19 protein-coding genes are annotated in these 24,698 nt (G+C 67.7%); 13 read left to right on the plus strand and 6 right to left on the minus strand.

Annotation, left to right across the window (positions count from 1 at the left end; all coding sequences use genetic code 11):
- Positions 1-6 precede the first annotated feature (6 nt).
- The 9 genes from IAG39_RS26380 (at position 7) to IAG39_RS26420 (ending at position 10,834) form a co-directional block, all read left to right on the plus strand.
- Positions 7-1,641 (plus strand): AMP-binding protein, encoded by a 1,635-nt coding sequence (locus IAG39_RS26380; protein WP_118932373.1) that lies wholly within the window; start codon positions 7-9, stop codon positions 1,639-1,641.
- Entirely contained in the window at positions 1,638-2,804 is a 1,167-nt protein-coding gene (locus tag IAG39_RS26385) for a thiolase family protein (RefSeq protein WP_059371596.1), read from the plus strand. Before IAG39_RS26380 ends, IAG39_RS26385 begins: the two co-directional genes overlap by 4 nt.
- Complete coding sequence (locus IAG39_RS26390) at positions 2,801-4,042, plus strand: SDR family NAD(P)-dependent oxidoreductase (RefSeq protein WP_118932374.1); 1,242 nt, start codon at positions 2,801-2,803, stop codon at positions 4,040-4,042. Before IAG39_RS26385 ends, IAG39_RS26390 begins: the two co-directional genes overlap by 4 nt.
- 43 nt (positions 4,043-4,085) lie before the next feature.
- Positions 4,086-4,871: a cyclase family protein gene (locus tag IAG39_RS26395; protein WP_059371594.1), complete on the plus strand. Its 786-nt coding sequence runs from the start codon at positions 4,086-4,088 to the stop codon at positions 4,869-4,871.
- 62 nt (positions 4,872-4,933) lie between these two features.
- The gene (locus tag IAG39_RS26400; protein ID WP_059371593.1) at positions 4,934-5,662 is read left to right on the plus strand and encodes an SDR family NAD(P)-dependent oxidoreductase; all 729 of its coding nucleotides are present in this window, start codon (positions 4,934-4,936) and stop codon (positions 5,660-5,662) included.
- 188 nt (positions 5,663-5,850) lie between these two features.
- Complete coding sequence (locus tag IAG39_RS26405) at positions 5,851-7,002, plus strand: ABC transporter substrate-binding protein (protein WP_118932375.1); 1,152 nt, start codon at positions 5,851-5,853, stop codon at positions 7,000-7,002.
- Positions 7,003-7,251: 249 nt separating this feature from the next.
- Positions 7,252-8,292, plus strand: a complete 1,041-nt coding sequence (locus IAG39_RS26410) for a branched-chain amino acid ABC transporter permease (RefSeq protein ID WP_059371591.1) — start codon at positions 7,252-7,254, stop codon at positions 8,290-8,292.
- Positions 8,289-10,082, plus strand: a complete 1,794-nt coding sequence (locus IAG39_RS26415) for an ABC transporter permease subunit (protein ID WP_118932376.1) — start codon at positions 8,289-8,291, stop codon at positions 10,080-10,082. The genes IAG39_RS26410 and IAG39_RS26415 overlap by 4 nt, the downstream gene beginning before the upstream one ends.
- Positions 10,082-10,834 (plus strand): ABC transporter ATP-binding protein, encoded by a 753-nt coding sequence (locus tag IAG39_RS26420; RefSeq protein WP_059371589.1) that lies wholly within the window; start codon positions 10,082-10,084, stop codon positions 10,832-10,834. Before IAG39_RS26415 ends, IAG39_RS26420 begins: the two co-directional genes overlap by 1 nt.
- Before the next feature lie 33 nt (positions 10,835-10,867).
- Here the strand turns inward: IAG39_RS26420 and IAG39_RS26425 are convergent, their stop codons facing one another.
- On the minus strand, positions 10,868-11,803 hold the full coding sequence (locus IAG39_RS26425; RefSeq protein ID WP_059371588.1) for a glycosyltransferase family 2 protein: 936 nt from the start codon (positions 11,801-11,803) through the stop codon (positions 10,868-10,870).
- A gap of 223 nt (positions 11,804-12,026) precedes the next feature.
- Between IAG39_RS26425 and IAG39_RS26430 the strand changes: the two genes are divergently transcribed.
- Positions 12,027-12,995 carry a LysR family transcriptional regulator gene (locus IAG39_RS26430; RefSeq protein WP_118932377.1) on the plus strand — a complete coding sequence of 323 codons (969 nt, stop codon included), beginning with the start codon at positions 12,027-12,029 and terminating at the stop codon, positions 12,993-12,995.
- A gap of 92 nt (positions 12,996-13,087) precedes the next feature.
- Here IAG39_RS26430 and IAG39_RS31680 read toward each other — a convergent pair whose 3' ends face one another.
- From IAG39_RS31680 to IAG39_RS26445, 4 genes are all read right to left on the minus strand, one after another.
- The gene (locus IAG39_RS31680; protein ID WP_006226408.1) at positions 13,088-13,216 is read right to left on the minus strand and encodes a hypothetical protein; all 129 of its coding nucleotides are present in this window, start codon (positions 13,214-13,216) and stop codon (positions 13,088-13,090) included.
- 225 nt (positions 13,217-13,441) lie between these two features.
- Positions 13,442-14,374 (minus strand): sugar kinase, encoded by a 933-nt coding sequence (locus IAG39_RS26435; protein WP_118932378.1) that lies wholly within the window; start codon positions 14,372-14,374, stop codon positions 13,442-13,444.
- Entirely contained in the window at positions 14,367-15,017 is a 651-nt protein-coding gene (locus IAG39_RS26440; RefSeq protein ID WP_059371585.1) for a bifunctional 4-hydroxy-2-oxoglutarate aldolase/2-dehydro-3-deoxy-phosphogluconate aldolase, read from the minus strand. Before IAG39_RS26440 ends, IAG39_RS26435 begins: the two co-directional genes overlap by 8 nt.
- 22 nt (positions 15,018-15,039) lie before the next feature.
- Positions 15,040-15,825: an IclR family transcriptional regulator gene (locus IAG39_RS26445; protein WP_059371584.1), complete on the minus strand. Its 786-nt coding sequence runs from the start codon at positions 15,823-15,825 to the stop codon at positions 15,040-15,042.
- A 242-nt stretch (positions 15,826-16,067) separates the two neighbouring features.
- Between IAG39_RS26445 and uvrA the strand changes: the two genes are divergently transcribed.
- The 3 genes from uvrA (at position 16,068) to IAG39_RS26460 (ending at position 23,701) form a co-directional block, all read left to right on the plus strand.
- On the plus strand, positions 16,068-21,830 hold the full coding sequence (gene uvrA / locus IAG39_RS26450; RefSeq protein WP_118932379.1) for an excinuclease ABC subunit UvrA: 5,763 nt from the start codon (positions 16,068-16,070) through the stop codon (positions 21,828-21,830).
- 5 nt (positions 21,831-21,835) lie between these two features.
- Complete coding sequence (locus IAG39_RS26455; RefSeq protein ID WP_118932380.1) at positions 21,836-22,972, plus strand: aminodeoxychorismate synthase component I; 1,137 nt, start codon at positions 21,836-21,838, stop codon at positions 22,970-22,972.
- Positions 22,973-23,068: 96 nt separating this feature from the next.
- Complete coding sequence (locus IAG39_RS26460) at positions 23,069-23,701, plus strand: aminotransferase class IV family protein (RefSeq protein ID WP_118932381.1); 633 nt, start codon at positions 23,069-23,071, stop codon at positions 23,699-23,701.
- Here IAG39_RS26460 and IAG39_RS26465 read toward each other — a convergent pair.
- Positions 23,698-24,600 (minus strand): LysR family transcriptional regulator, encoded by a 903-nt coding sequence (locus IAG39_RS26465; protein WP_059371580.1) that lies wholly within the window; start codon positions 24,598-24,600, stop codon positions 23,698-23,700. The two genes, IAG39_RS26460 and IAG39_RS26465, sit on opposite strands and share 4 nt — an antisense overlap.
- Positions 24,601-24,698: the final 98 nt, after the last annotated feature.

Consider the following 24,698-nt stretch of genomic DNA (forward strand, 5'->3'; position numbering starts at 1 on the left):
CGGCTTGTGAGCACCACGGTCCATCAGGCATTCCGCGACACCGCGGCCCGCTACGGCGCCCAGCCCTTCCTGTGCATCCTGCCGGAAACGGCGCAGGCCTACGGCATCGCCGCGGGCGAACTGAGCTACGCCCAGGCCGCCGAGGCCATCGAAGCCCTGCGCACGGCCTATGCCCGCGCCGGCTACGGCCACGGCCACCGCGCCGGCCTGCTGCTGGAAAACCGCCCTGCCTTCTTCCTGCACTGGTTCGCGCTGAACGCGTTGGGCGTGTCGGTGGTGCCCATCAACCCCGACCTGCGCGCAGCGGAACTGGAATACCTGACGGGCCACTCCGAGATCGCGCTGGCCGTGGCGCTGCCCGAGCGCCACGCCGACCTGCTGGCCGCCGCAACGCGCGCCGGCCGCGAACTGCGCGTGATGGGTCCCGATGATGCCCCTCCCGCCGCACCGTTCGCCGCGCCGCTGGCGGGCCGCGAGCCCGATGTCCTGACCGAATGCGCCCTGCTCTACACGTCCGGCACTACCGGGCGGCCCAAGGGTTGCATCCTGCCCAACCGCTATTTCCTGCACGCCGGAGGCTGGTACGCCCGCATCGGCGGCTTGTGCGAGCTGCGCCCGGGACAGGAACGCATGCTGACGCCGCTGCCCCTGGTCCACATGAACGCCATGGCGTATTCGGCCATGGCCATGCTGCTGACCGGCGGCTGCCTGATCCCGCTGGACCGCTTCCACCCGAAGACCTGGTGGGGCAGCGTGCGCGACTCGGGCGCGACGGTGCTGCACTACCTGGGCGTCATGCCCGCCATCCTGATGAAGGCCGAACCTTCGGCCCGCGACAAGCAGCCTGCCATCCGCTTCGGCTTCGGCGCGGGCGTGGACCGCAAGCTGCACCAGCCCTTTGAAGAGCGCTTCGGCTTTCCGCTGCTGGAAGCCTGGGCCATGACAGAGACCGGCGCGGGCGCCGTCATCATCGCCAACCATGAGCCGCGCCACATCGGCAGCAGCTGCTTCGGCCGCGAGGAAGACGACGTGCTGGTGCGCATCGTCGCCGACTCCGGCTTGGAGGCCGCCGCCGGCGAACCGGGCGAACTGCTGGTGCGCCACGCCGGCGACGACCCGCGCTACGGCTTCTTCGCCGGCTACCTCAAGGACGAGGACGCGACCTCCCAGGCCTGGGAAGACGGCTGGTTCCATACCGGCGACATCGTGCGCCGCGACGCCGATGGCGCGCTGCGCTTCGTGGACCGCAAGAAGAACGTGATCCGCCGCAGCGGCGAGAACATCTCCGCCGTGGAAGTGGAAAGCGTGCTGCTGCAGCATCCGCTGGTGAAGGCCGTGGCGGTCGCCGCCGTGCCCGACGCGGTGCGCGGCGACGAAGTGCTGGCCTGCGTGGTGCCCGAGAGCCTGCCGGCCGAGGGCGCCGCAATGGCCGAGGCCGCGCGCAGCATCGTGCAATGGAGCCTGGAACAACTGGCCTATTACAAGGCCCCCGGCTACGTCGCCTTCGTCGACAGCCTGCCGCTGACCACCACCAACAAGATCCAGCGCGGCGAAATGAAAGCCCTGGCGCCCACGCTGCCCGGCACGGCCCGCTGCGTGGACACCGGCCACATGAAGAAACGCCAGGAGCCCGCGCGATGAGCCGCCTGGGCTATGACGGCGTGGTGGCGGCCCTGCCCGTCACGATTCCGTACGAACGCTATTCCACCCATGCCGCCCACTGGTGGCTGGGGCGGGCGCTGGGCGCGCTGATCCGCCAGGCCGGCATCGCCAAGACCGAGGTGGACGGACTGTGCGTGTCCAGCTTCACGCTGGCCCCCGACACTGCCGTCGGCCTGGTGCAGCACCTGGGCATGAGCCCGCGTTGGCTGGACCACATCCCCATGGGCGGCGCCAGCGGCGTGGCCGCCTTGCGCCGCGCGGCCCGCGCCGTGCAGGCGGGCGACGCCAGCATCGTCGCCTGCATCGCCGGCGACACCAACCACGTGGACTCGTTCCGCAACACGGTCAGCCAGTTCTCGCGCTTCGCGCAGGACGCCGTCTATCCCTATGGCGCGGGCGGACCCAACGCCAGCTTCGCGCTGCTGACCGCCAACTACATGCGCACGACCGGCGCCACCCGCGAGGACTTCGGCAAGCTGTGCGTGGCGCAGCGCGACAACGCCCTGCGCTATCCGCACGCGCTGATGAAAAAGCCGCTGACGCTGGCCCAGTACCTGGACGCCCGCGTCATCACCGACCCGATACACCTGTTCGATTGCGTGATGCCTTGCGCCGGCGCCGACGGCTTCCTGGTCATGAGCGAAGACCGGGCGCGCGCGCTGAACCTGCCCTACGCCCGCATCCTGTCGACCATCGAACGCCACAACGCCTGGATCGAGGACCCGATCCAGACGCGCGGCGGCTGGACAGTGGACCTGGACGAGCTCTACGGCCAGGCTGGCGTTCAACCCGGCGACATGGATTTCCTGCAGGCCTACGACGACTACCCCGTCATCAACCTGATGCAGATCGAAGACCTGGGCTTCTGCCCCAAAGGCGAGGCGCCGGACTTCGTGCGCCGCCACAGCTTCACCGTGGACGGCAGCTTTCCCTTCAACACCAATGGCGGCCAGCTGTCGGTAGGCCAGGCCGGCGCGGCCGGCGGCTATCTGGGCATGGTCGAGGCGCTGCGCCAGTTGAGCGGCACGGCCGGCGGCACGCAGGTGGCCGACGCCCGCCTCGGCATGGTGAGCGGCTTCGGCATGATCAATTACGACCGCGGGCTGTGCACCGCCGCGGCCATCCTGGGGAGCCACGCATGACCGAACCCTTGGCCAAGCCGCCCCGCAAGAATCCGATCGCCCGCACCCGCCAGCCGACGCTGCCGCCGGGCTGGCGCAGCCGCAGCGCGCTGGGGCTGACCGCCGCCGCCGCCGAGGGCCGCTTCGACCTGCAGACCTGCGCCGACTGCGGCGCGGTCCAGTACCCGCCCCGCGAGGTCTGCGGCCAATGCCTGTCCGAGCATCTGCCCTGGCGTCCGGCCGATCCCAGCGGCGTGCTGCTGGTCAGCACCACCCTGCATCACAGCAACGACCTGTATTTCCGCGAACGCCTGCCCTGGCGCGTGGGCACGGTGCGCATGACGGCCGGCCCCTCGGTGGTGGCGCACGTGCACCAGGACTGCGCCGACGGCGACCGCGTGCGCCTGGCGCTGAAGCTGGACCGCAGCGGCCAGGCCGTGATGATCGCCCTGCCTGAAAGGAATACGCCCAACATGGAAGACGACAAGACCCTGCGCGAAACCTCGTGCGATCCGAAGTTCCGCCGCGCGCTCGTCACCGACGGCAAGTCGGCGGTGGGCCAGGCGGTGGCACGCGCCCTGCTGGACGCTGGCTGCCCGACCGTGTTCCTGGGCGACCCGCAGGCCTGGAAGCGCGACGCCGCCTACGACGCGCTGGCGGCCGACCCGCGCGTGCAGGCGGTGGTGCTGGACGTGACCGATACCGATTCGGTCGAACGCGTCGCCGCCTCCATCGGCGGCAAGGTCGAGATCCTGGTGAATACCGCCGACCTGGAACGCGAAGGCGGGCTGCTGAACCGCAAGGACGTGAATACGGCGCGCGACGCCATGGATGTGAACGTGCTGGGGCTGATGCGGCTGGCGCAAAGCTTCGGCCCGGCCCTGTGCGGACGCGCCGCGGACGGCGTGAACAGCGCCACGGCCTGGGTCAACGTGCTGTCGATCTACGCCCACATGAACCTGCCGTCGCGCGGCATGTGGTCGGCGTCCAAGGCAGCCGCGCTGTCCCTGGCGCAATGCCTGCGCGCCGAGATGCGCGGCGCGGGCGTGCGGGTGGTGAACGTGTTCCCCGGGCCGGTGGATCACGAATGGGAGCAGCGCACGCCGCCCCCGCGCGTGGCGCCCGCGGCGATCGCCACCGCCATCGTGCGCGCGTTGAAGGATGGCATCGAGGACGTCTATGTCGGCGATGTCGCGCAGGAATTCCGCGCCCGGCTGGCGGAGAACCCCAAGGGACTGGAACGGGAACTGGGAGCCTGACGGCCCGCCGCCCCGACAACGCACGAACCTAAAGGAACAGCACATGAGCCAAAACATTCTTGCCCAATTCATGGCCGAACTGGTGTCCGGCCGCATCCGCGTGGTGGACCTGACCGAGACGCTGACGCCGGAATTCCCGACCATCGTGCTGCCGCCGGAGTTCGGCCAGGCCTGGCCGTTCCGCATCGAGGAGATCTCGCGCTACGACGAGCGCGGCCCCGCCTGGTACTGGAACAACTTCTCGTGTTCCGAGCACACCGGCACCCACTTCGACGCGCCGGCCCACTGGGTCACGGGCAAGGACCTGCCCGACAACACGGTGGACACGATTCCCATCGAGGCCTTCATCGCCAGCGCCTGCGTCATCGACTGCTCGGCGGAGTCCCGCGACAACCCGGACTTCCTGCTGACCATCGACTTCGTGAAAAAGTGGGAAGAGCAACACGGCCGCATCCCCGCGCGCTCCTGGGTGCTGATGCGCACCGACTGGTCCAAGCGCGCCAAGCCCGCCGACTACCTGAACCTGCAGGAAGACGGCGCGCACTCGCCCGGCCCGGACGCTGAAGTAGTGCCATGGCTGATCAAGGAGCGCGACGTGCACGGTTTCGGCACCGAGTCGATCGGCACGGATACCGGCCAGGCCCATCACCTGAATCCGCCCTATCCCTGCCACTACTACATGCACGGCAACAACCGCTACGGCCTGCAATGCATGACCAACCTGGACCAGCTGCCGCCCACCGGCGCGGTGATCTTCTCGGCGCCGCTCAAGATCCGCAGCGGCTCGGGCAGCCCGCTGCGCGTGCTGGCGCTGGCGCCCAAGGCCTAAGCCGGCCGCACCTGAGCCGGCCGCGCCTGAGCCGGTCTCACGACAACAACAGGGGGATATCCATGACGCACACCAACGTCGCCATCGTCACCGGCGGCAGCGCCGGCATCGGCGCCGAAATCTGCCGCAGCATGCTGGACGCAGGCTACGAAGTGATTTCCATGGCGCGCCGCGCCGCCGACTTCAGCCACCCGCGCCTGCACAACGTGCAGGTGGACCTGCTGGACGCCGAGGCCACCGCGCAAGCGGGCGCCGAAGCCGCCGCCCGGTTTCCCATCAGCCACGTCATCCACAACGCCGGCGTCATCTGGCCCAACCTGCTGCCGCAGGTCACGCAGGAAGAACTGCACGGCCTGACCCAGATCCACCTGGGCGCGGCCATCAGCCTGGTGCAGGCCGCCCTGCCCGGCATGCAGGAGCGCAAGTTCGGCCGCATCGTGATGATGTCCTCGCGCGGCGCGCTGGGCCTGCCGACCCGCACCGCCTATTCGGCCACCAAGGCCGGCATGGTGGGCATGGCGCGCACCTGGTCGCTGGAGCTGGCGCCCTATGGCATCACGGTCAACGTGGTGGCTCCCGGCCCGATCCAGACCGACATGTTCTACGAGGTGATCGAGCCCGGCAGCGAACGCGAGAAACAGCTGGCAGCCGGCATACCGGTCAAGCGCCTGGGCCGCTCCGACGACGTGGCGCGCGCCGTCATGTTCTTCTCGGATCCCGCCAACAGCTTCGTCACCGGCCAGACGCTGTTCGTCTGCGGCGGCGCCAGCGTCAGCTCCATCACCATCTGAACGCGCATCGCGCGCGCTGCTTCGGGTTTTGACGGATAGGTAAGCACTGCGGACCAGGTCTACAGTGCGAGCCTGCGCACAGAAAGTTTAAGCAACAAGTATTAAAGCAAACCAAGCAAGCACAGAAGTACCGTTTTCTCCGTTTTCCAGCCGCACCCCCACCCTGCTCCCTATCCGGAGGTTTTGCCATGCTGTCGAAGAAACTCCCCCTGGCCGCTGCCGCCGCGGTAGCCGCGCTGTTCGCCCTGCCCGCCCTGGCCCAAGTCAAGGTCGGCGTCGTTACCTCATCCACCGGCCCGACGGCCCTGGTGGGGATTCCCCAGAAGAACACCGTGCCGCTGCTGCCGAAGAAGATCGGCGACCTGACCGTGGAATACATCTCGCTGGATGACGCCAGCGATTCCACCAACTCGGTGACGGCCTTCAAGAAGCTGATTTCGGAGCAGAACGTGGACGCGCTGATCGGCCCGTCGGGTTCGCCCAACGCCATGGGCGTGATCCAGTTCGCGGCCGAGGCCGGCGTGCCGATGCTGGCGCCGGTGGGCACCGCCGCCGTCGTGCTGCCCATGAACGACCAGAAGAAGTGGGTCTTCAAGACCACCCAGAACGACGACATCATTGCGCGCGCGCTGGTCGACCACATGGCCAAGACCGGCATCAAGACCGTCGGCTTCATCGGCCTGAACGATCCCTACGGCGAGAACTGGTACAAGGTCTTCTCGGGCCTGGCCGCCGAAAAGGGCATCAAGATCGCCGCCAACGAACGTTATCTGCGCTTTGACAGCTCGGTCACCGGCCAGGCGCTGAAGATCCTGGCCGCCAAGCCGGACGCCGTGTTGGTGGCCGCCCCCGGCGCCGCCAGCGTGCTGCCGCAGACCACCCTGTTCGATCAGGGTTACAAGGGCAAGTTCTACCAGACCCACGGCGCGGCCCTGCCCGACTTCCTGAAGCTGGGCGGCAAGAAGGTTGAAGGCACGGTGCTGGCCGCCAGCCTGATGCTGGTGCTGCCGGAAATGCCGGACAGCAACCCGTCCAAGAAGGTCGCTGCGGACTACATCGCCGCCTACGAAAAGCTCAACGGATCCAAGCCCGCCACCTTCGGCGCCAACGTCTACGACGCCGGCCTGCTGCTGGAAAAGGCCGTGCCGCTGGCTGAAAAGGCCGGCAAGCCGGGCACCAAGGAGTTCCGTAGCGCGCTGCGCGATGCCCTGGAACAGACCAAGGAGCTGGTCGGCACGCAAGGCGTCTACAACATGACGGCTGCCGACCACAGCGGCTTTGACGATCGCGGCCGCGAGCTCATCACCGTCAAGGACGGCGCCTGGACACTAGTGAAGTAACCCCCCCGAAGCGCTGCGCGCTTCCCCCCCAGGGGGGCATGCCTGCGGACCGGCAAAGCCGGCTCCGCGGCATCCCGATAGGGTGCGCAGAGCTTGCTTCGTGGCATCACCATGGCGTGCGCGGAGCTTGCTCATTCGCATTCCTCTGAAGTAGCGCAGCTCCGGCTCCGCAGTGTCCCGTTGGGGGGACGCGCGGTGCATAGGGGATGACGTACCTGGCGTGCTTGTCTGTCTTACCCGGAATTTCGCATGAATGCTCAGATTGCCCTGATACTCGGGCAGGACGGCATCACCAACGGCGCCATCTATGCGCTGCTGGCCTTGTCCATCCTGCTGGTCTTTACCGTCACCCGCGTGCTGTTCATCCCGCAAGGCGAGTTCGTCGCGTTCGGCGCGCTCACCATGGCTGCACTGCAGGCCGGCAAGCCGGTGTTGCTGGTGTGGCTGCTGTTTGCCTTCGCGCTGGCCGAGGTCGGCGCCGATCTGCTGGCGCGGCGCAAGCGCCCCGGGCGCAACCGCGGCGCCTGGCGCATGGCGGTCAAGCTGGCCTATCCGCTGGTGCTGGCCGCGCTGTTCTACAACCTGCCGCTGGCCCAGCTGCCGATGGCCGCGCAGGCGCTGCTGACGCTGCTGCTGCTGGTGCCGATGGGACCGCAGCTGTACCGCTTGTTCTACCAGCCCATCGCGTCGGCCTCGACGCTGGTGCTGCTGATCGTCTCCATTGCCGTGCACCTGGCGCTGGTCGGGCTGGGGCTGCTGGCCTTCGGCGCGGAAGGCGCGCGCACGGCGCCGTTCAGCGACGCCAGCCTGGCGCTGGGACCGTTGAACGTCAACAGCCAGGCGCTTTGGGTGGTGGCGGTGTCGGCCCTGCTCATCGTCGTGCTCTACCAATTCTTTGAACGCTCGATGTACGGCAAGGCGCTGCGCGCAGCCGCCTTCAACCGGCTGGGCGCGCGGCTGATGGGCATTTCGCCGATCTTCGCCGGCAAGGCCACGTTCTTCCTGGCCGCGCTGATCGGAACGGTGTCGGGCATCCTGATCGCTCCGATCACCACCATGTACTTCGACTCCGGCTTCATGGTCAGCCTGAAGGGCTTCGTGGGCGCCATCATCGGCGGCCTGGTGAGCTATCCGCTGGCCGCGGCCGGCGCCATCCTGGTCGGCCTGATCGAAGCCTTCTCCTCGTTCTGGGCCAGCGCCTACAAAGAAATCATTGTGTTCACGCTGATCATCCCCGTGCTGCTCTGGCGTTCACTGAAAAGCCATCACGTCGAGGAAGAAGACGAATGAACCCGCGCCACATCCTCCTCGCATTCCTGGCGCTGCTGGCGCTGGGCCCGCTGGTGCTGCCGCCGTTCTATGTGACGCTGCTGAACTACATCGGCCTGTACGCCATGGTGGCGCTGGGCCTGGTGCTGCTGACCGGCGTCGGCGGCCTGACGAGCTTCGGGCAGGCCGCGTTCGTCGGCGTGGGCGCCTACACCACGGCGCTGCTGACCACCCGCGCGGACACGCTGCCGTCCTGGCTGGCATGGCTGGGCGCATCGCCCTGGCTGACCCTGCTGGCGGGGCTGCTGCTGACGCTGGTCATCGCCTATCTGCTGGGCGCGATCACGCTGAAGCTGTCGGGGCATTTCCTGCCGCTGGGCACCATCGCCTGGGGCCTGTCGCTGTATTTCGTCTTCGGCTCGGTCGAAGGCCTGGGCGGCCACACCGGCATCCCGGACATTCCCGCCATCAACCTGTTCGGCTGGACGCTGAACCAGGGCGACAACATCTACTACCTGATCTGGGCCTTCCTGCTGGTGGCGGTGTGGTCCACCCAGAATCTGCTGGATTCGCGCGAGGGCCGCGCCATCCGGGCGCTCAAGGGCGGCCGCGTGATGGCTGAATCGATGGGCGTCGACACGGCGCGCTCGCGCATGGTGATCTTCATCATCGCGGCGCTGCAGGCCTGCGCCTCGGGCTGGCTGTACGCGCACATGCAGCGCTTCGTGAACCCCAACCCCTTCGGCCTGCAGATGGGCATCGAATACCTGTTCATGACCGTCATCGGCGGCGCGGGGCAGGTGTGGGGCGCGCTGGTCGGCGCGGGCGTCTTCACCGTGCTCAAGCAATGGCTGCAGGACTGGATGCCCAGGCTGCTGGGCCAGACCGGCAACTTCGAGGTGATCGTGTTCGGCTTCGGCATGGTGCTGCTGCTGCACCGCGCCCGCAGCGGCCTGTGGCCGGTGCTGACGCGCTGTGTGCCGGTGAAGAAGCAGCAGCGCAAGCTGGACATGAATGCCGAGCCGCTGCCGCGCAAGCCCATGCCGCCGCGCGGCGAGGTGGTGTTGAAGGCCGTGGATGTGACCCGCAAGTTCGGCGGCCTGGTCGCCAACAACGCCATGAACCTGGAAATCCGCGCCGGCGAAGTCCTGGCGCTGATCGGCCCCAACGGCGCGGGCAAGAGCACCATGTTCAACCAGATCTCGGGCGTGGACACGCCGACTTCCGGCACGGTAACGCTGCTGGGCCATTCCGTGGCCGGCGCCGGCGCGCGCCGCATTGCGCGGCTGGGACTGTCGCGCACCTTCCAGCACGTGCGCCTGCTGGGCCGCATGAGCGTGCTGGAAAACGTGGCCATCGGCGCCCACCTGCGCGGCCATCGCGGCGTACTGCCGGCCGCCTGGCGGCTGGACCGCGCCGAAGAAGCGCGCCTGCTGGCCGAAGCCGCGCGCCAGGTCGAACGCGTGGGCCTGGGCAAGCATCTGCACGACGAGGCCGGCTCGCTGGCCCTGGGGCAACAGCGCATCCTGGAAATCGCCCGCGCGCTGGCGTCCGATCCCTGCATCCTGCTGCTGGACGAACCCGCCGCCGGCCTGCGCTACCAGGAAAAATGCGAACTGGCCGAATTGCTGAAGAAGCTGCGCGCCGAAGGCATGGCCATCCTGCTGGTGGAGCACGACATGGACTTCGTGATGGGGCTGGTGGACCGCGTGGTGGTCATGGACTTCGGCGAGAAGATCGCCGAAGACCTGCCCGCCGAGATCCAGCACAACCCCGCGGTGCTTGAAGCCTATCTGGGCGGAGTGGAATGATGAGCGCGAAATTGCTGGAAGTGCGCGACCTGCGCGTGGCCTACGACAAGATCGAGGCCGTCTCAGGCGTCAGCCTGGAAGTGGGCGAAGGCCAGATCGTGACCGTGATCGGCCCCAACGGCGCCGGCAAGACCACGCTGCTGTCGGCCATCATGGGCGTGCTGCCGTCCAGCGGCCGGATCGTCTTCGGCGGCAAGGTGCAGGAACATGCCGAGATCGAGGAAATGGTGGCGGCCGGCATGAACCTGGTGCCTGAAAAGCGCGAGCTGTTCGCCGAGATGACGGTGGAAGACAACCTGATGCTGGGCGCGTTCCACCGTTTCCGCAGCGGCCTGCGCGACCAGGACCAGACGCTGGCCGAGGTCTATGAACTGTTTCCGCGCTTGAAGGAGCGCCGCCTCCAGCTCTCCGGCACGCTGTCCGGCGGCGAACGCCAGATGCTGGCGGTGGGCCGCGCGCTGATGGCCAAGCCCAAGCTGCTGATGCTGGACGAACCCAGCCTGGGGCTGGCGCCGCGCATCGTGCGCGAGGTGTTCCGCATCGTCACGCGCCTGCGCGAGATGGGCGTGTCCATCCTGCTGATCGAACAGAACGCCCGGGCCGCGCTGCAGGTGGCGGACTATGCCTACGTGTTGGAAACCGGCGCCGTCACGCTGGAAGGCCCGGCCGCCCAGGTGGCGGAGGACCCGCGCGTGGTCGAGGTGTATCTGGGGCTGGGGCACGGAGCCCCTGCCTCGGCGCCCGCCGCCTGAAGCACCGGCAGGGGCCTGCCTGCGCGGCAGGCTTCAGGCCACGCCGCGGCGCCTGTCGCGGCGGTACATGGCATAGCCCAGCGGCCACAGGGCCGCGACCATGAACTTCGCCATGGGATTGGTCAGCTTGTAGGCTTGCACCGCCGTCGGCACGCCGGAGTGCTTCAGATGCAGCCGAAAGCGTGTGTAGCGCGCCGCGGCCATGATGAATTCGCGCGGGCGGTAGCGGAAGAATTCCAGGTGATGCTGCAGCATGTCCCAGGCCAGCAGGTACAGGCCTTGCGCGTTGTTGCTCACGGAAACGGCGCCCTGGCTCAGGGCGCCGGGCGTGTCGTGATAAGTCCGCACCACACGGTTGATGAAGCGGCTGAGATAACCCGCCCGCGCAATCGCCCACCACACCAGGCTTTCGGGCACAAAGCCTGCGACATCCTCGGGGAAGGGATACTTCCTGAGGATGTCGGTGCGCATACAGCCGAATTTCTCGCCTTTGATGCGATAGCGGAAATAGACGTCCACCGCCGTGCTGTCGAACACGTCCTGCGGATAGCGGTCGCCGACGATACTGCCATCGGGACGCGCGCACAGCCCCGTCACGGCCACGTAGGATTCGCGCCGCGCCGGCGGAATGCCGTCCCAGACCTCCTTGAACGTGGCCAGCGCGTCGGCCGGCATTTCGTCGTCGCTGTCCAGGGCGACGATGAGTTCGCCGCGCGCCTCGCGCACGCCGCGGTTGAAGGCGGTTTTCTTGTGGCGGTTGTTCTGCCAGAAGTAGCGGATCGGAAAATCGGCGCGCGCCTGCCAGTCCAGGATGGATTCGTGGGTGTTGTCGGTGGAACCGTCGTCCACCACGACCCATTCGAAATCCCGGAAAGTCTGCCGGGAAAGCGATTCATATACCCGGTGCAGCGTGCCCGCCCGATTGTAGGTGGGCGTCAAAACAGTGAAAAAAGTTGGTGTGTCGGTCATGCCCACTGAGCCCCTTTGCGATGCGTCGAGCAAGCGCTGCGGTCTTGGTTTTGGTGTTTTCGCCTGAAGTTTAGGGGATATGCACGCGCGTTCCGGCCCTGTAAGGCTCAAATTTGCAATCAAATCTGACAAAAACGACAGTTGACAGGCCGTCTCGGCACTTTATCTGCCTTGGACGCACTCCTTAGTGGCGTACACTCGGGCGGCCAAAACCGGAATGCCTATGGAAGCTTCGACCGTCCAGCTCAATGACATCGCCTTGTTCGTGGAGGTTGCCAAGCGCAAAAGCTTCAGCATGGCGGCGCGCGCGCTGAACATGCCGACTTCGACTTTATCGCGGCGCATCAACGAGCTGGAACGCGCCATCGGCCTGCGCTTGATCAACCGCAACACGCGCCGCTTGGATCTCACCGAAGCCGGCGCGGCCTACATGCGGCGCTGCCAGGGCCTGATCGACGAAGCCAGGTTGGCGCATGAGCAGCTGCAATCGCTGTCCGGCGGCCCTTCTGGCAACCTGCGGGTATCCATGCCCTACAGCCTGGCGATGTGGCTGCTGCCAGAAACCATCAACGATTTCACCGACCGCTATCCGGAAGTGGAATGCGAGTTCGACCTGAGCATGCTGACGGCCTCCGACGCGCAGGGCACGCCGTTCGACATCGTGCTGCGCTTCGGCAGCAACGCCGACTACCCGCTGGCAGCGGCCAGCGCCGCCGACATCAACGGCAACGGCGGCATGCATGGCGGCGCGGTCGTACAGGAGCTGGTCTCCCTGGACAACTACCTGTATGCCTCCGACCGCTACCTGGAACGCCACGGCGAGCCCGAGACGCCGGCGGATCTAAGCCGGCATCAGTGCCTGCGCACCACCATCGACGAGGCGCATTCGCACTGGACGCTGCGCCGCGGCGCGGTCAGTGAACGCGTGCCGGTCAGCGGCCACCTGGCGGCCAACAATATGAGCATCGCGGGCACCCTGGCAGGCCTGGACCTGGCGATCACGCGCATGCCGCACTGCCTGGCGCTGGAGCCCATCATCAAGCGCAATTCGCTCAAGCGCGTGCTGCCAGGGTGGTCGGTGGATCCGATCTCGATCTACGTGGTGTATCCGTCCAGCATCCAGCCGGCCAAGACCCGCGCCTTCATGGATTTCATTCTGCCCAAGCTCGGTCCGCCCCAGGACCAGGCATAGGCCGGTCCGCGCAGGACGAAAAAAAACCCGCCGGCGCGCCGAGCGGGTTTTTTTTGATCTGGCCGAGCCTGGGCTGCGGCCGGACGCGTCAATTAGACGCGCTTGATCTTTTCCAGCATCTTGAAAACGCCCTTGGGCGACTTGACGAACAAGCGCTTGAAAGCCTTGCCCAGGCAACGGCGTTCCAGGGTGTTGCGACGCACGCGTTTGCGTTCAGCCATGTTGATTCTCCTGTTGAATTTGCGGAAATGTTGCCCGCACAACCGGATACTGGGCTGGCGGAAAATTCGGGTAACTTGGCATTTTAGCCTGAAATGCCCTGACGGCGCCAATGACGCGAAAATGCGGCGTTTCCGCCACGTTCGCGCCAGGAGCAATCAAATGCGGGACGGAACACCGCCCAGTCAGCCTGGACAGTCGCCCGCGCCTGTCCAGCCCCCCGGCGATCAGCAGGACAGGCTCTTCAGCCGCTCCAGCACCTGTTCCTTGCGCGGCAGCGGATCGACCGCGCCGTAGCCCAGCGTGGACAAGGCCGCCGCGGCATTGGCGTAACGCACGGCATCTTCCCAGGAGTCTCCCTGGCAGCGGCGCGCCAGCAGGCTGCCGGCAAAGCAGTCGCCCGCCCCGGTCGCGTCCACCGCATCCACGCGCAAGGCGGCCACGGGTACGCGGCGCTGGCCGTCGTCGATGATGGAGCCGTCCTTGCCCAGCTTCAGCACCACCACGCCGGTGGCGCCGGCGTCGCGGATCCAGTCCAGCGTGCGTTCCGGATCGTCGTTGCCGGTCAGATGCTGCATATCGTCCATGCTGGGCAGGAACAGGTCGGCCGTGCGCATGGTTTCGCGCAGCACGGCGCGGGCGCGGTCCACCGGCCACAGGCGCAACCGCAAGTTCGAGTCCAGGCTGACCTGGACGCCGGCCGCGTGCGCGCGCTCGATGGCGGCGAACACGGTATCGCAGGCGCTGGTGCTGATGGCCAGGCTGATGCCCGACACGTGCAGGTAGCGGGCGCGTTCGATCAGGCCCGAATCCAGGCTGGCCGGCGTCATCAGGCTGGCGGCCGAGCCGCGGCGCAGATAGCTGAAGGCATGGCCGTCCGGGCCATGCTGCACGAAGTACAAGCCGGTGTGGGCCTGCTCATCCACCTGCACGCCGGACGTATCCACGCCTTCGGCCCGCCACAAGTCCAGGAACTGCTGGCCGAAGGCGTCGTTGCCGACCCGCGTCAGATAGGCGCAGCTTGCGCCCTGCCGCGCGGCTGCGATGACGGCGTTGGAGGTGTCGCCGCCAAAGCCCTGCAGATACTGGCGCTGGTCCTGGTGCGTCTGGTTCAGTTCGACCAGAGGCTCGCCCAGCGCGACGATATCGAAATCAGCCATGGGCGGCCTCCCGGGTGCGGATGATCTGCGCCACCAGCGCAGCGGTGTCGCGGGCAGCGAAGGCCGCCTTGTCATAGAGATTGCTGCCGATGCCGACGATGGCGGCGCCGGCGGCGAAGTACGAGCCCATGTTGTCCTGGGTAACGCCGCCCGTGGGGCAGAAAATGGTGTCCGGATACACCGACTTGAGCGCGGCCAGGTGCTTGGGGCCGCCGGTGTCCGCGGGGAAGATCTTCACCACGTCCACGCCCGCGCGGCGCGCCGCCAGCACTTCCGTGGGCGTGAAGGCGCCCAGCAGGCAGAGCGCGTCGGCCGCATGCGCCAGATCGACGATGTCGGTGGCCAGCGCCGGCGACACCAGGAAGTCCGCGCCGGCGACCAAGGCCTCGCGCGCCTGGTGCTCGTCCAGCACCGTGCCCACGCCCAGCAGCAGCGCGCTGCCGTGCTTGTCGCGCAGCGCCCGCAGCAGGTCGGTGACGCCGGGAATGGTCCAGGTCAGTTCCAGCGTGGTGCAGCCGGCGGCCACCGCGACTTCGGCCGCATAGGCGGCGGTGGCGGCGTCCGTGTAGCGCAGCACGGGGACGACCCGGGAGGCCAGCAGGGTGGAGAGCTTGGAGGCGAGAGGGGCAGCGGTTGCGGTCATGGCATTCCTTGGAGGCAGGCGGTCAGGCGCCGCCGGGCGATACCGGCAGGACGGCGAGTTTGGCCGCGGCGGCATCGCGCAGCCGCAGCAAGGGTTCGATATAGGCGGCTTGCGGGTCTTCGCGGCGCCGGAACAGCAAGGTACTGACGCTGACGCCGGCGACGGGCCGTCCGGCCGCGTCGCACACGGCCACGCCATAGCAGACGATGCCGGCTTCGTTTTCCTCGTCGTCGGTGGCGTAGCCGCGGGCGGCGGCCGCATCCAGCACCGCGCGGAGTTCGGGCAGGCTGGTCACGGTGCCGGGCATGCGGGCCGTCAACGGCAGTTCGCGCAGCAGGCGCTCGCGCGACGCCGGGTCCAGCGCCGCCAGATAGGCCTTGCCGACCGCGCTGGAATGCAGCGCCACGCTGGCCCCGACACGCGAGGCCATGCGCACCGGACCGGGGCTTTCCAGCTTGTCGATATAGGTCATCTCGTGCCCTGCAGGCACGGCCAGGTGCACGGTTTCGCCGGTTTCATCGCGCAAGGCCTGCAGGTCGGGCGCCAGCGCCGCGCGCAGGTCGAACTGCGACCAGGCCCGGCTGGCCAGCGACATCAGGCGCGGTCCCAGGCGGTAGGCGCCGCCGGTTTCGGCCACCATGCCCTGTTCGGCCAGCGCCGCGACGATGCGGTAGACGGTGGGCCGGGGATAGCCGCAGCTGCGCGCCAACGACGCGGCCGTGGGCGGCTGGGGCGCATCCGCCACCGCCTGCAGCACCGTCATGAATTTGGCGAACGCCGCGGCGCCCGGGACCTTGGTTTCCAGCAATGTTGTCTCCAGCTAATGGCTGCATGCCTTTAGCAATGAATCTACAGAATGCGCAACGCCGACAGCGCGAAATTCAGACGAATCTGCGATACTGTTTATTTGTACAGCTAGTGATCTTCCATTCTGTCCACATTATGGACTGGTGACTCACAATATAGTCAATTATTCCATATCGCCGCGCTCGGAACCAGCGATGGGTTGTCGCTCGGGCAGGCCTCTCCCCTCAGGCTACGATACCGTCCATGAGCTCCCAAATTCGCATCGTTGGCGCCCGCCAGAACAATCTCAAGAACCTGGACCTGACCATCGCCACCGGCGAACTGGTCGTCGTGACCGGCGTGTCGGGGTCCGGCAAAAGTTCGCTGGCCTTTGACACCCTGTACGCCGAGGGGCAGCGGCGTTATGTGGAAACCTTCTCGCCCTATGCGCGCCAGTTCCTGGACCGCATGGACAAGCCGCAGGTAGACCGCATCGAAGGCATCCTGCCCGCCATCGCCATCGACCAGACCAACCCGGTGCGCAGTTCGCGCAGCACGGTCGGCACGATGACGGAACTGAACGACCACCTGAAGCTGCTGTTCGCGCGCGGCGCCAAGCTGTATTGCCGCGGCTGCGGCAAGGTGGTGCGGCGCGACACCCCTGATTCCGTCTACCACTCGCTGGCCGAACGCGCCGCCGCCGCTGGCGATCCGCGGCTGGTGGTGACCTTCCCCATTGCGGTTCCCGCCAACTTCACCGAAGAGGAAGTGCGCGGCTTCCTGGAGCAGCAGGGCTACACCCGCGTGCACGCCGAGGAAAACGCGGCGCCGCGCGCAGCCGCCCCGGCCAAGGGCGCCAAGAAAGCCAAGGCAGCAAAAGGCAGCACCGAATTGCGCCGCATCCTGCACGTGGTCCAGGACCGCTTCCGCTTTGCCGGCACCGAACGCGAACGCATCATGGAAGCGCTGGACACGGCGTTGCGCATGGGCGCCGGCCACTTGGCCGTGTACGTCATGGACGCCGAGGGCGGCAATGCCCACATCTGGAAGTACAGCGACCGCCTGCACTGCGCCGACTGCGACATCGAATACACCGATCCGCTGCCCAGCAGCTTTTCGTTCAACTCGCCGCTGGGCGCCTGCGAAGCCTGCCGCGGCTTCGGCCGCGTGATCGGCATCGACTTCGGCCTGGTCATCCCGGACGAAAACAAGACCCTGCTGGAAGGCGCCATCAAGCCCTGGACGACCCCTTCATACAAGGAATGCCAGGACGAGCTGCAGAAGTACGCGCCCAAGGCCGGCGTGCCGTTGGGCGTACCCTGGAAGAAGCTGAGCGAAGAACACAAGCGCTGGGTGCTCTACGGCACGCCCGACTGGAAGGGCGGCAACGACGCCTGGAAGCACCAGTGGTACGGCGTGCAGCGCTTCTTCGACTGGCTGGAAACCAAGGCCTACAAGATGCACGTGCGCGTGCTGCTGTCGAAATACCGCAGCTACACGCCCTGCCCCACCTGCAATGGCGCGCGCCTCAAGCCCGACGCGCTGCTCTGGCGCCTGGGCACCAAGGAAGAAGCCGACACCGTGCTGCCGCCTGACGACGGCCGCTACAAGCGCTTCATGCCGGTGAGCGCCAACTGGAGCCGCGAACAGCTCGACAACCTGGGCGGCCTGTCCATCCATGACGTGATGCTGCTGCCGATCGAACGCGTGCGGATCTTCTTCGACACGCTGTCGTTCTCCGGCGCGCTGGACGCCGCCACCGACCTGCTCATGACAGAAGTGCGCGCGCGCCTCAAGTTCCTGTGCGACGTGGGCCTGGGCTACCTGACGCTGGACCGCCAGAGCCGTACCTTGTCGGGCGGCGAAGTGCAGCGCATCAACCTGACCACGGCGCTGGGCACCTCGCTGGTGAACACGCTTTTCGTGCTGGACGAGCCTTCCATCGGCCTGCACCCGCGCGACATGCACCGCGTGGTCGAAGTCATGCACCGCCTGCGCAACGCCGGCAACACGCTGGTGGTGGTGGAGCACGACCCGCAGGTCATGGTGGCCGCGGACCGCATCATCGACATCGGTCCCGGCCCCGGCGAACGCGGCGGCCAGATCGTCTTCGACGGCACGCCGTCCCAATTGCGCGCGGCGCGCACGCTGACGGGCGACTACCTGGGCGGCCGCCAGCGCGTGGAAGCGCCGCGCCCCATGCCGGTGGCGGCGAACACGCCGCGCCTGCTGCTGGAAGGCGTCAGCGCGCACAATCTGAAGAACGTCTCCGTCGAACTGCCGCTGGGCCGCCTGGTCTGCGTGACAGGCGTATCCGGCTCCGGCAAGTCCACGCTGGTACAGGACGTTCTCTACCCCGCCCTGCTCAAGCAGAAGGGCAAGCCCTCGGAAGCGCCCGGCGCCTTCGAACGCCTGCTGGGCGCCGAACAGATCGCCGACGTGGTCATGGTGGACCAGACCCCCATCGGCAAGACGGCGCGCTCCAACCCGGCCAGCTACGTGGGCGCGTTCGACGCGATCCGCAAGCTGTTCGCGCAAGCGCCGCTGGCGCGCGAGCGCGCCTACACGGCCGGCACCTTCAGCTTCAACGGCGGCGACGGCCGCTGCCCCACTTGCGGCGGCACCGGCTTCGAACACGTGGAAATGCAGTTCCTGTCCGACGTCTACCTGCGCTGCCCGGATTGCGACGGCAAGCGCTTCCGCCCAGAAGTGCTGGAAGTGCGCGTCGAACACCTGGGCAAGAGCGCGTCCATCGACGAAGTGCTGGAGATGACGGTCAGCGAGGCGCTGGACTTCTTCAAGGGCCTGCGCGACGTGCAGACGGGCCTGGCGCCGCTGGCCGACGTAGGCCTGGAATACGTGCGGCTGGGCCAGCCCGTGCCCACTCTGTCGGGCGGCGAGGCGCAGCGCCTGAAGCTGGCCGGCCACCTGGCCGAAGCCGCGCGCAGCGGCATCTCCACCGCCAAGGTCGCCAAGAAGGGCAGCCTGTTCCTGTTCGACGAACCCACCACCGGCCTGCACTTCGACGACGTGGCGCGGCTGATGCGCGCGTTCCGCAAGCTGCTGGCCGCCGGCCACACGCTGCTGGTGATCGAGCACAACCTGGACGTGATCCGCGCGGCCGACTGGCTGATCGACCTGGGCCCCGAAGGCGGCGACGCCGGCGGCCTGGTCATCGGCACCGGCACGCCGCAGGACCTGATGGACAACCCCAAGTCGCACACGGGCGCCGCCCTGCGCGACTACGAAGTCAGCATCCTGCCGGCAGACGTGGTCGTAAGCACCGACGCCGACGCGCAGGAAGTCGAGCAGGCTGGACTGACCGCCCGCATCGCCGAGCCCGGCGAAGCCTACGGCGCAGACGTGGGCCGCCCGTTGCAGTCGCTGATGCGCGAGCGGCGCCAGGCCAATATGGCGATCGAGATCCGCAACGCGCGCGAACACAACCTGAAGAACGTCAGCGTGGAAATCCCGCGCGACAAGTTCACCGTCATCACCGGCGTGTCCGGCTCGGGCAAGTCCACGCTGGCCTTCGACATCCTGTTCAACGAAGGGCAGCGGCGCTATCTGGAATCGCTCAACGCCTACGCCCGCGCCATCGTGCAGCCAGCCGGCAAGCCGGACGTGGACGCCATCTTCGGCATCCCGCCCACGGTCGCCATCGAGCAGCGCACCAGCCGCGGCGGACGCAAGTCCACCGTGGCCACGATGACGGAAATCCACCATTTCCTGCGCCTGCTGTACGTCAAGCTGGGCACGCAGTACTGCCCGGACTGCAATGTCGCGGTAGAGCCGCAGAATACGGACCAGATCGTGGCGCGCCTGCTGCGCGAGCACAAGGGCGAACACATCGGCCTGCTGGCGCCGCTGGTCACCGCCCGCAAGGGCTATTACACGGACCTGGCCAAATGGGCCGGCTCCAAGGGCCATTCGCACCTGCGCGTGGACGGCGAGTTCATTCCCGTGGCCCCGTGGCCGCGGCTGGACCGCTACAAGGAACACACCATCGAGCTGCCGATCGCGGACGTGGTGGTGGACCCGGCCAATGAAGCCGAGCTGCGCGCCGCGGTCAAGAACGCGCTAGAAAACGGCCAGGGCGTGATGTCCGTGGTCTGGCCCGTGAACAAGCTGCACGAAGCGCTGGACAGCGACCTGCAGCAGCAGCACTTCTCGGTCAAGCGCGCCTGCCCGTCTTGCGGCACCAGCTTCCCCGAACCGGATCCGCGCCTGTTCTCGTACAACTCCAAGCACGGCTGGTGCACCGGCTGCTACGGCACCGGCCTGCAGCTGCAAGGCTTCGACGAAGAGCAGACCGGCGAGGAAACCGCCTGGAACGCCTGGTACGAAGGCGAGGCCAAGCCCTGCACGCAATGCGACGGACAGCGCCTGAACCGCGTGGCGCGCGCCGTGCGCTGGCGCGACAAGTCCATCGCCGAACTCGCCTCGCTGCCGGTGTCGGACGCGCATACCTTCTTCACCGGGCTGGTGGCGCGCGGCCGCGAAGGCGAGATCGCCCGCGACATCCTTACGGAAATCCGCGGACGCCTGAACTTCATGCAGGAAGTCGGCCTGAACTACCTGGCGCTGGACCGGGCCGCGCCCACGCTGTCCGGCGGCGAAGCGCAGCGCATCCGCCTGGCCGCGCAGCTGGGTTCCAACCTGCAGGGCGTCTGCTACGTGCTGGACGAACCGACCATCGGCCTGCACCCGCGCGACAACCGCATCCTGCTGGACGCGCTGGCGCGCCTGGAAGGCAACGGCAACACGCTGGTGGTGGTGGAACACGACGACGACACCATCCGCCGCGCCTCGCACATCATCGACATCGGACCGGGCGCGGGCATCCGCGGCGGCCGCGTGGTGGCCCAGGGCAGCGCGCAGGACCTGATCGAAGCGCCCGAATCGGTCACCGGCCGCTATCTGGCCAAACCCTTGCAGCACCCGTTGCAAGGCCGCCGCCCGGTCGAGGCCGATACGCCCATGATCGAAATCAAGGGCGCGCGCCTGCACAACCTGCGCAGCGTGGACGCGAAGATTCCGGTGGGCCGCCTGAGCGTGGTGACCGGCGTGTCGGGTTCGGGCAAATCCACCCTGGCGCGCGAAGTGCTGCTGGACAACCTGATGCAGGCCGTGTCGCAAGGCAAGGCGCCGGGCTGGGCGGGCTGCGACAGCATCAAGGGTTGGGAAGCCATCGACCGCGTGCTGGAAGTGGACCAGACGCCCATCGGCAAGACGCCGCGCTCCTGCCCGGCCACCTACGTGGGCTTCTGGGACGACGTGCGCAAGCAGTTCGCCGACACCCGCGAATCGCGCATGCGCGGCTGGACCGCGGCGCGCTTCTCGTTCAACACCGGCGACGGCCGCTGCCCGATCTGCGAAGGCCAGGGCATGCGCACCATCGAGATGAACTTCCTGCCGGACGTGAAGGTGCCTTGCGACGCCTGCAACGGCGCGCGCTTCAACAACGACACTCTCAGCGTGCAGATGCGCGGCAAGAACGCCGGCGAACTGCTGGCCATGGAAGTGGACGACGCCATCGGCTACTTCGCCGCGCACCCCAAGATCCACCGCCCGCTGCAGCTGATGCAGGACGTGGGCCTGGGCTATCTGACGCTGGGGCAGCCTTCGCCCACGCTGTCGGGCGGCGAAGCGCAGCGCATCAAGCTGGTGACCGAGCTGTCCAAGGCCCGCCTCACCGACGGCCTGATCAAGACCGGCCGCGCCTCGCGCATTCCGCATACGCTGTACGTGCTGGACGAACCCACCGTGGGCCTGTCGATGGCCGACGTGGAAAAGCTGATCCACGTGCTGCACCGCCTGGTGGAAGCCGGCAATACGGTGGTGGTGATCGAGCACAACCTGGACGTGATCGCCGAAGCCGACTGGCTGCTGGACCTGGGCCCCGAAGGCGGCACGGGCGGCGGCAAGCTGGTGGGCGAAGGCTCGCCCGAACACGTCATGACCCTGAGCGACCATTCCCATACCGGACGGGTCCTGAAGGAATTCCTGGCACATCAACAGCAGTAGGCAGCATGGAATGTCGTTTTGAAGACCGGCTGGCCGGCCGCGCGCTGCGGTTCGAGGGCTTGTGCTCGCGGATCGAGGCGCGCTCCGCCGCCGAGGTCGCCCCCGCGCTCGCCGCCATCGAAGCCCAGCGGCGACAGGGGCGCTGGATCGCCCTGTTGCTGGACTACGAACTGGGCGAGTGGCTGTTGCCCGAAGCCGCCATGGCGCCGCCCGCCGGCCCCTGGACGCCGCCGCGCGACGACGGCAAACCGCGCCTGACCGCGCTGGCGTTCGAACGCCGGCAGGAGGAAACGCCCTGGGACGCACCGGACGCAGGCGCTGCGCCCGCCGCCATCAGCCTGCCCGCGCCGCGCATGACCGAGGCCGACTACGTACGCCAGATCGAAGCCATCCGCGGCCTGATCGGTGACGGCGAGCTGTATCAGGTGAACTACACCCAGCCGCTGGACCTGCAATTCCAGGGCGACGCGGCCACGCTGTACCGGCGCATCGCCGCCCGCAACCCGGTGGCGCACGGCGCGTTCATCGAGGACGGCGAGCGCACGGTGTTGTCGTTTTCGCCCGAACTGTTCGTGCGCCGCGACGGCCCGCGCCTGACCACGCGCCCGATGAAGGGCACGGCCCCGCGCCACCCCGATCCGGCCGAGGACGAACGGCTGGGCCAGGCGCTCCTGGCCAGCGAAAAGAACCGCGCCGAGAACCTGATGATCGTGGATCTGCTGCGCAACGATCTGGGCCGGCTGGCCGAGCCGGGCTCGGTGCGGGTCGACGCGCTGTTCTCGCTGGAGCGCTATCCCACCGTCTGGACCATGACGTCCACGGTGTCGGCGCTGGCGCCGCACGCCTCGCTGGAAGACGTGCTGCGCGCGCTGTTTCCCTGCGGCTCCATCACCGGCGCCCCCAAGGTCGCGGCCATGCGCCGCATCCGCCAGATGGAAACGGCGCGGCGCGGCCTGTATTGCGGCAGCATCGGCTGGCTGGCGCCGGACGGCGACTTTTCGCTGAACGTCGCCATCCGCACCCTGGTGCTGGACCAGGCCGGCCACGGCGTCTATAGCGTGGGCGGCGGCATCGTGCACGATTCGGACCCGGCCGAGGAATGGCAGGAATGCCACTGGAAGGCCCGGATCCTGCGGGCCTGAGGCCGCAGTCCGGATGTCCGGCGTCCCTGCGCGCCTGCAGCCATCGGTAGTAGGATAGAGCGCGGCCGCAGCGCACCTTTACCCCAGGAGAGTCCCATGCAACCCGAACTGATCGAGACCATCCTGGTCGATGCCGAACGACGCGTGCCGCTGCTGGCGCGCCATCTCAAGCGCCTGGAAGCGTCCTGCAAGGCCCTGGGCTACGGCTGGGGCGGCCGGGCCGTCGAGGCCGACATCATGATCACCGCGCTGGGCCTGGCCACGCCCGGGCCGCACCGGCTGCGCCTGCTGGTGGCGCGCGACGGCAGCCGCAACATCCAGACCGCGCCGCTGCCGCCCCTGCACCCCGCGCAGGAAGCCATGCTGGCGCCCGAAGCGCTGCGTTCATCCGAACCGCTGCTGCGCTACAAGACCACCTACCGCCCCTGGTACACCAAGACCATCGAATGGCTGCCCTCGCATCCGCACATCTTCGATCTGCTCTACCTGAATGAGCGCGGCGAACTCTGCGAAGGCAGCCGCAGCAACGTCTATCTGCGCCTGGATGGCGACTGGTACACGCCGCCCGTGGACTGCGGCTGCCTGCCCGGCGTGCAGCGCGCCGAACTGCTCGAAACGGGCACGGTGGCAGAACGCGTCCTGACCCTGGCCGACCTGCACGCGGCCGAGGAAATCCGCCTGTCCAACGCGCTGCGCGGCTGGTTTCCGGTGACGCTGCGCGACGCCTAATCCGCGAACTCGTCCACCACCACCTGCCGCAGCCACTGGTTGGCCGGCTCGCGGTGGTTGCGGGCGTGCCAGAACACATTGATGACCGACTCCGGGATCTTCACCGGACAGGGCGCGGTTGCCAAGCCGAACGGACCGCAGGCGCAGTCAGCGAAGCGCTGCGGCACCACGGCGATCATGTCGGTGGCGGCAAGCACCGGCCCCACCGCAATGAAGTGCGGCACCGTCAGGCGCAGGCGCCGCTGGATGCCGGCCTGCCCGATCACCTGGTCGACCACGCCGTGGCCCGTGCCTTCCGAGGCGATGGCCACGTGCTCGGCCGCGCGGAACTGCCGCGCCGAGACCCCGGTGCGCGCCAGCGGATGGTCGCGGCGGAAGATGCACACATAGGGCTGGCGGAACAGCAGGCGCTGGAAGAAGCCGCTCTTCAGATCGGGCAGGAAGCCCATGGCCAGGTCGATGCGGCCGCGCTCCATCTCGTCCTTCACGTCGATCGAGGTGGTGCGCACGGTGCGCACCGTGACGCCGGGCGCGGCGCGGTCCAGCGCGCGCATCAGCCGCGGCAGGAAATAGGTCTCGCCCACGTCGTTCACGCCGATCACGAAGGCGCGACCGCTATGCGCGGGGTCGAACGCGGCGCGCGCGTTCAGGGTGCTGTGCAGCGCCTCCAGCGCGGCGGCGATGGGCTGCGCCAAATCCTGCGCGTAGGGCGTGGGCACCATGCCGCGCGAGGTACGCAGGAAAAGCTCATCGCCCAACAGCTTGCGCAGCCGGCCCAGCGCGTTGCTGACGCCGGGCTGCGAAATGCCCAGGCTCTCGGCCACGGCCGACACCCGGCCGTGCTTGCGCAGTTCATTGAAGACGACCAGCAGGTTCAGGTCCAGGTCTTGCAGGTTCATGGGCTGCCTCCACCAATATTGATTTTGGTGATTTATCTCATCAAGCAGATTCTATTTATTTATTTCACTTTCTGCCCGATGATGCGAAAAACGCCAGC

Origin of the sequence: Achromobacter xylosoxidans (genome assembly GCF_014490035.1) — a bacterium.
GTDB classification, from domain to species: domain Bacteria; phylum Pseudomonadota; class Gammaproteobacteria; order Burkholderiales; family Burkholderiaceae_B; genus Achromobacter; species Achromobacter bronchisepticus_A.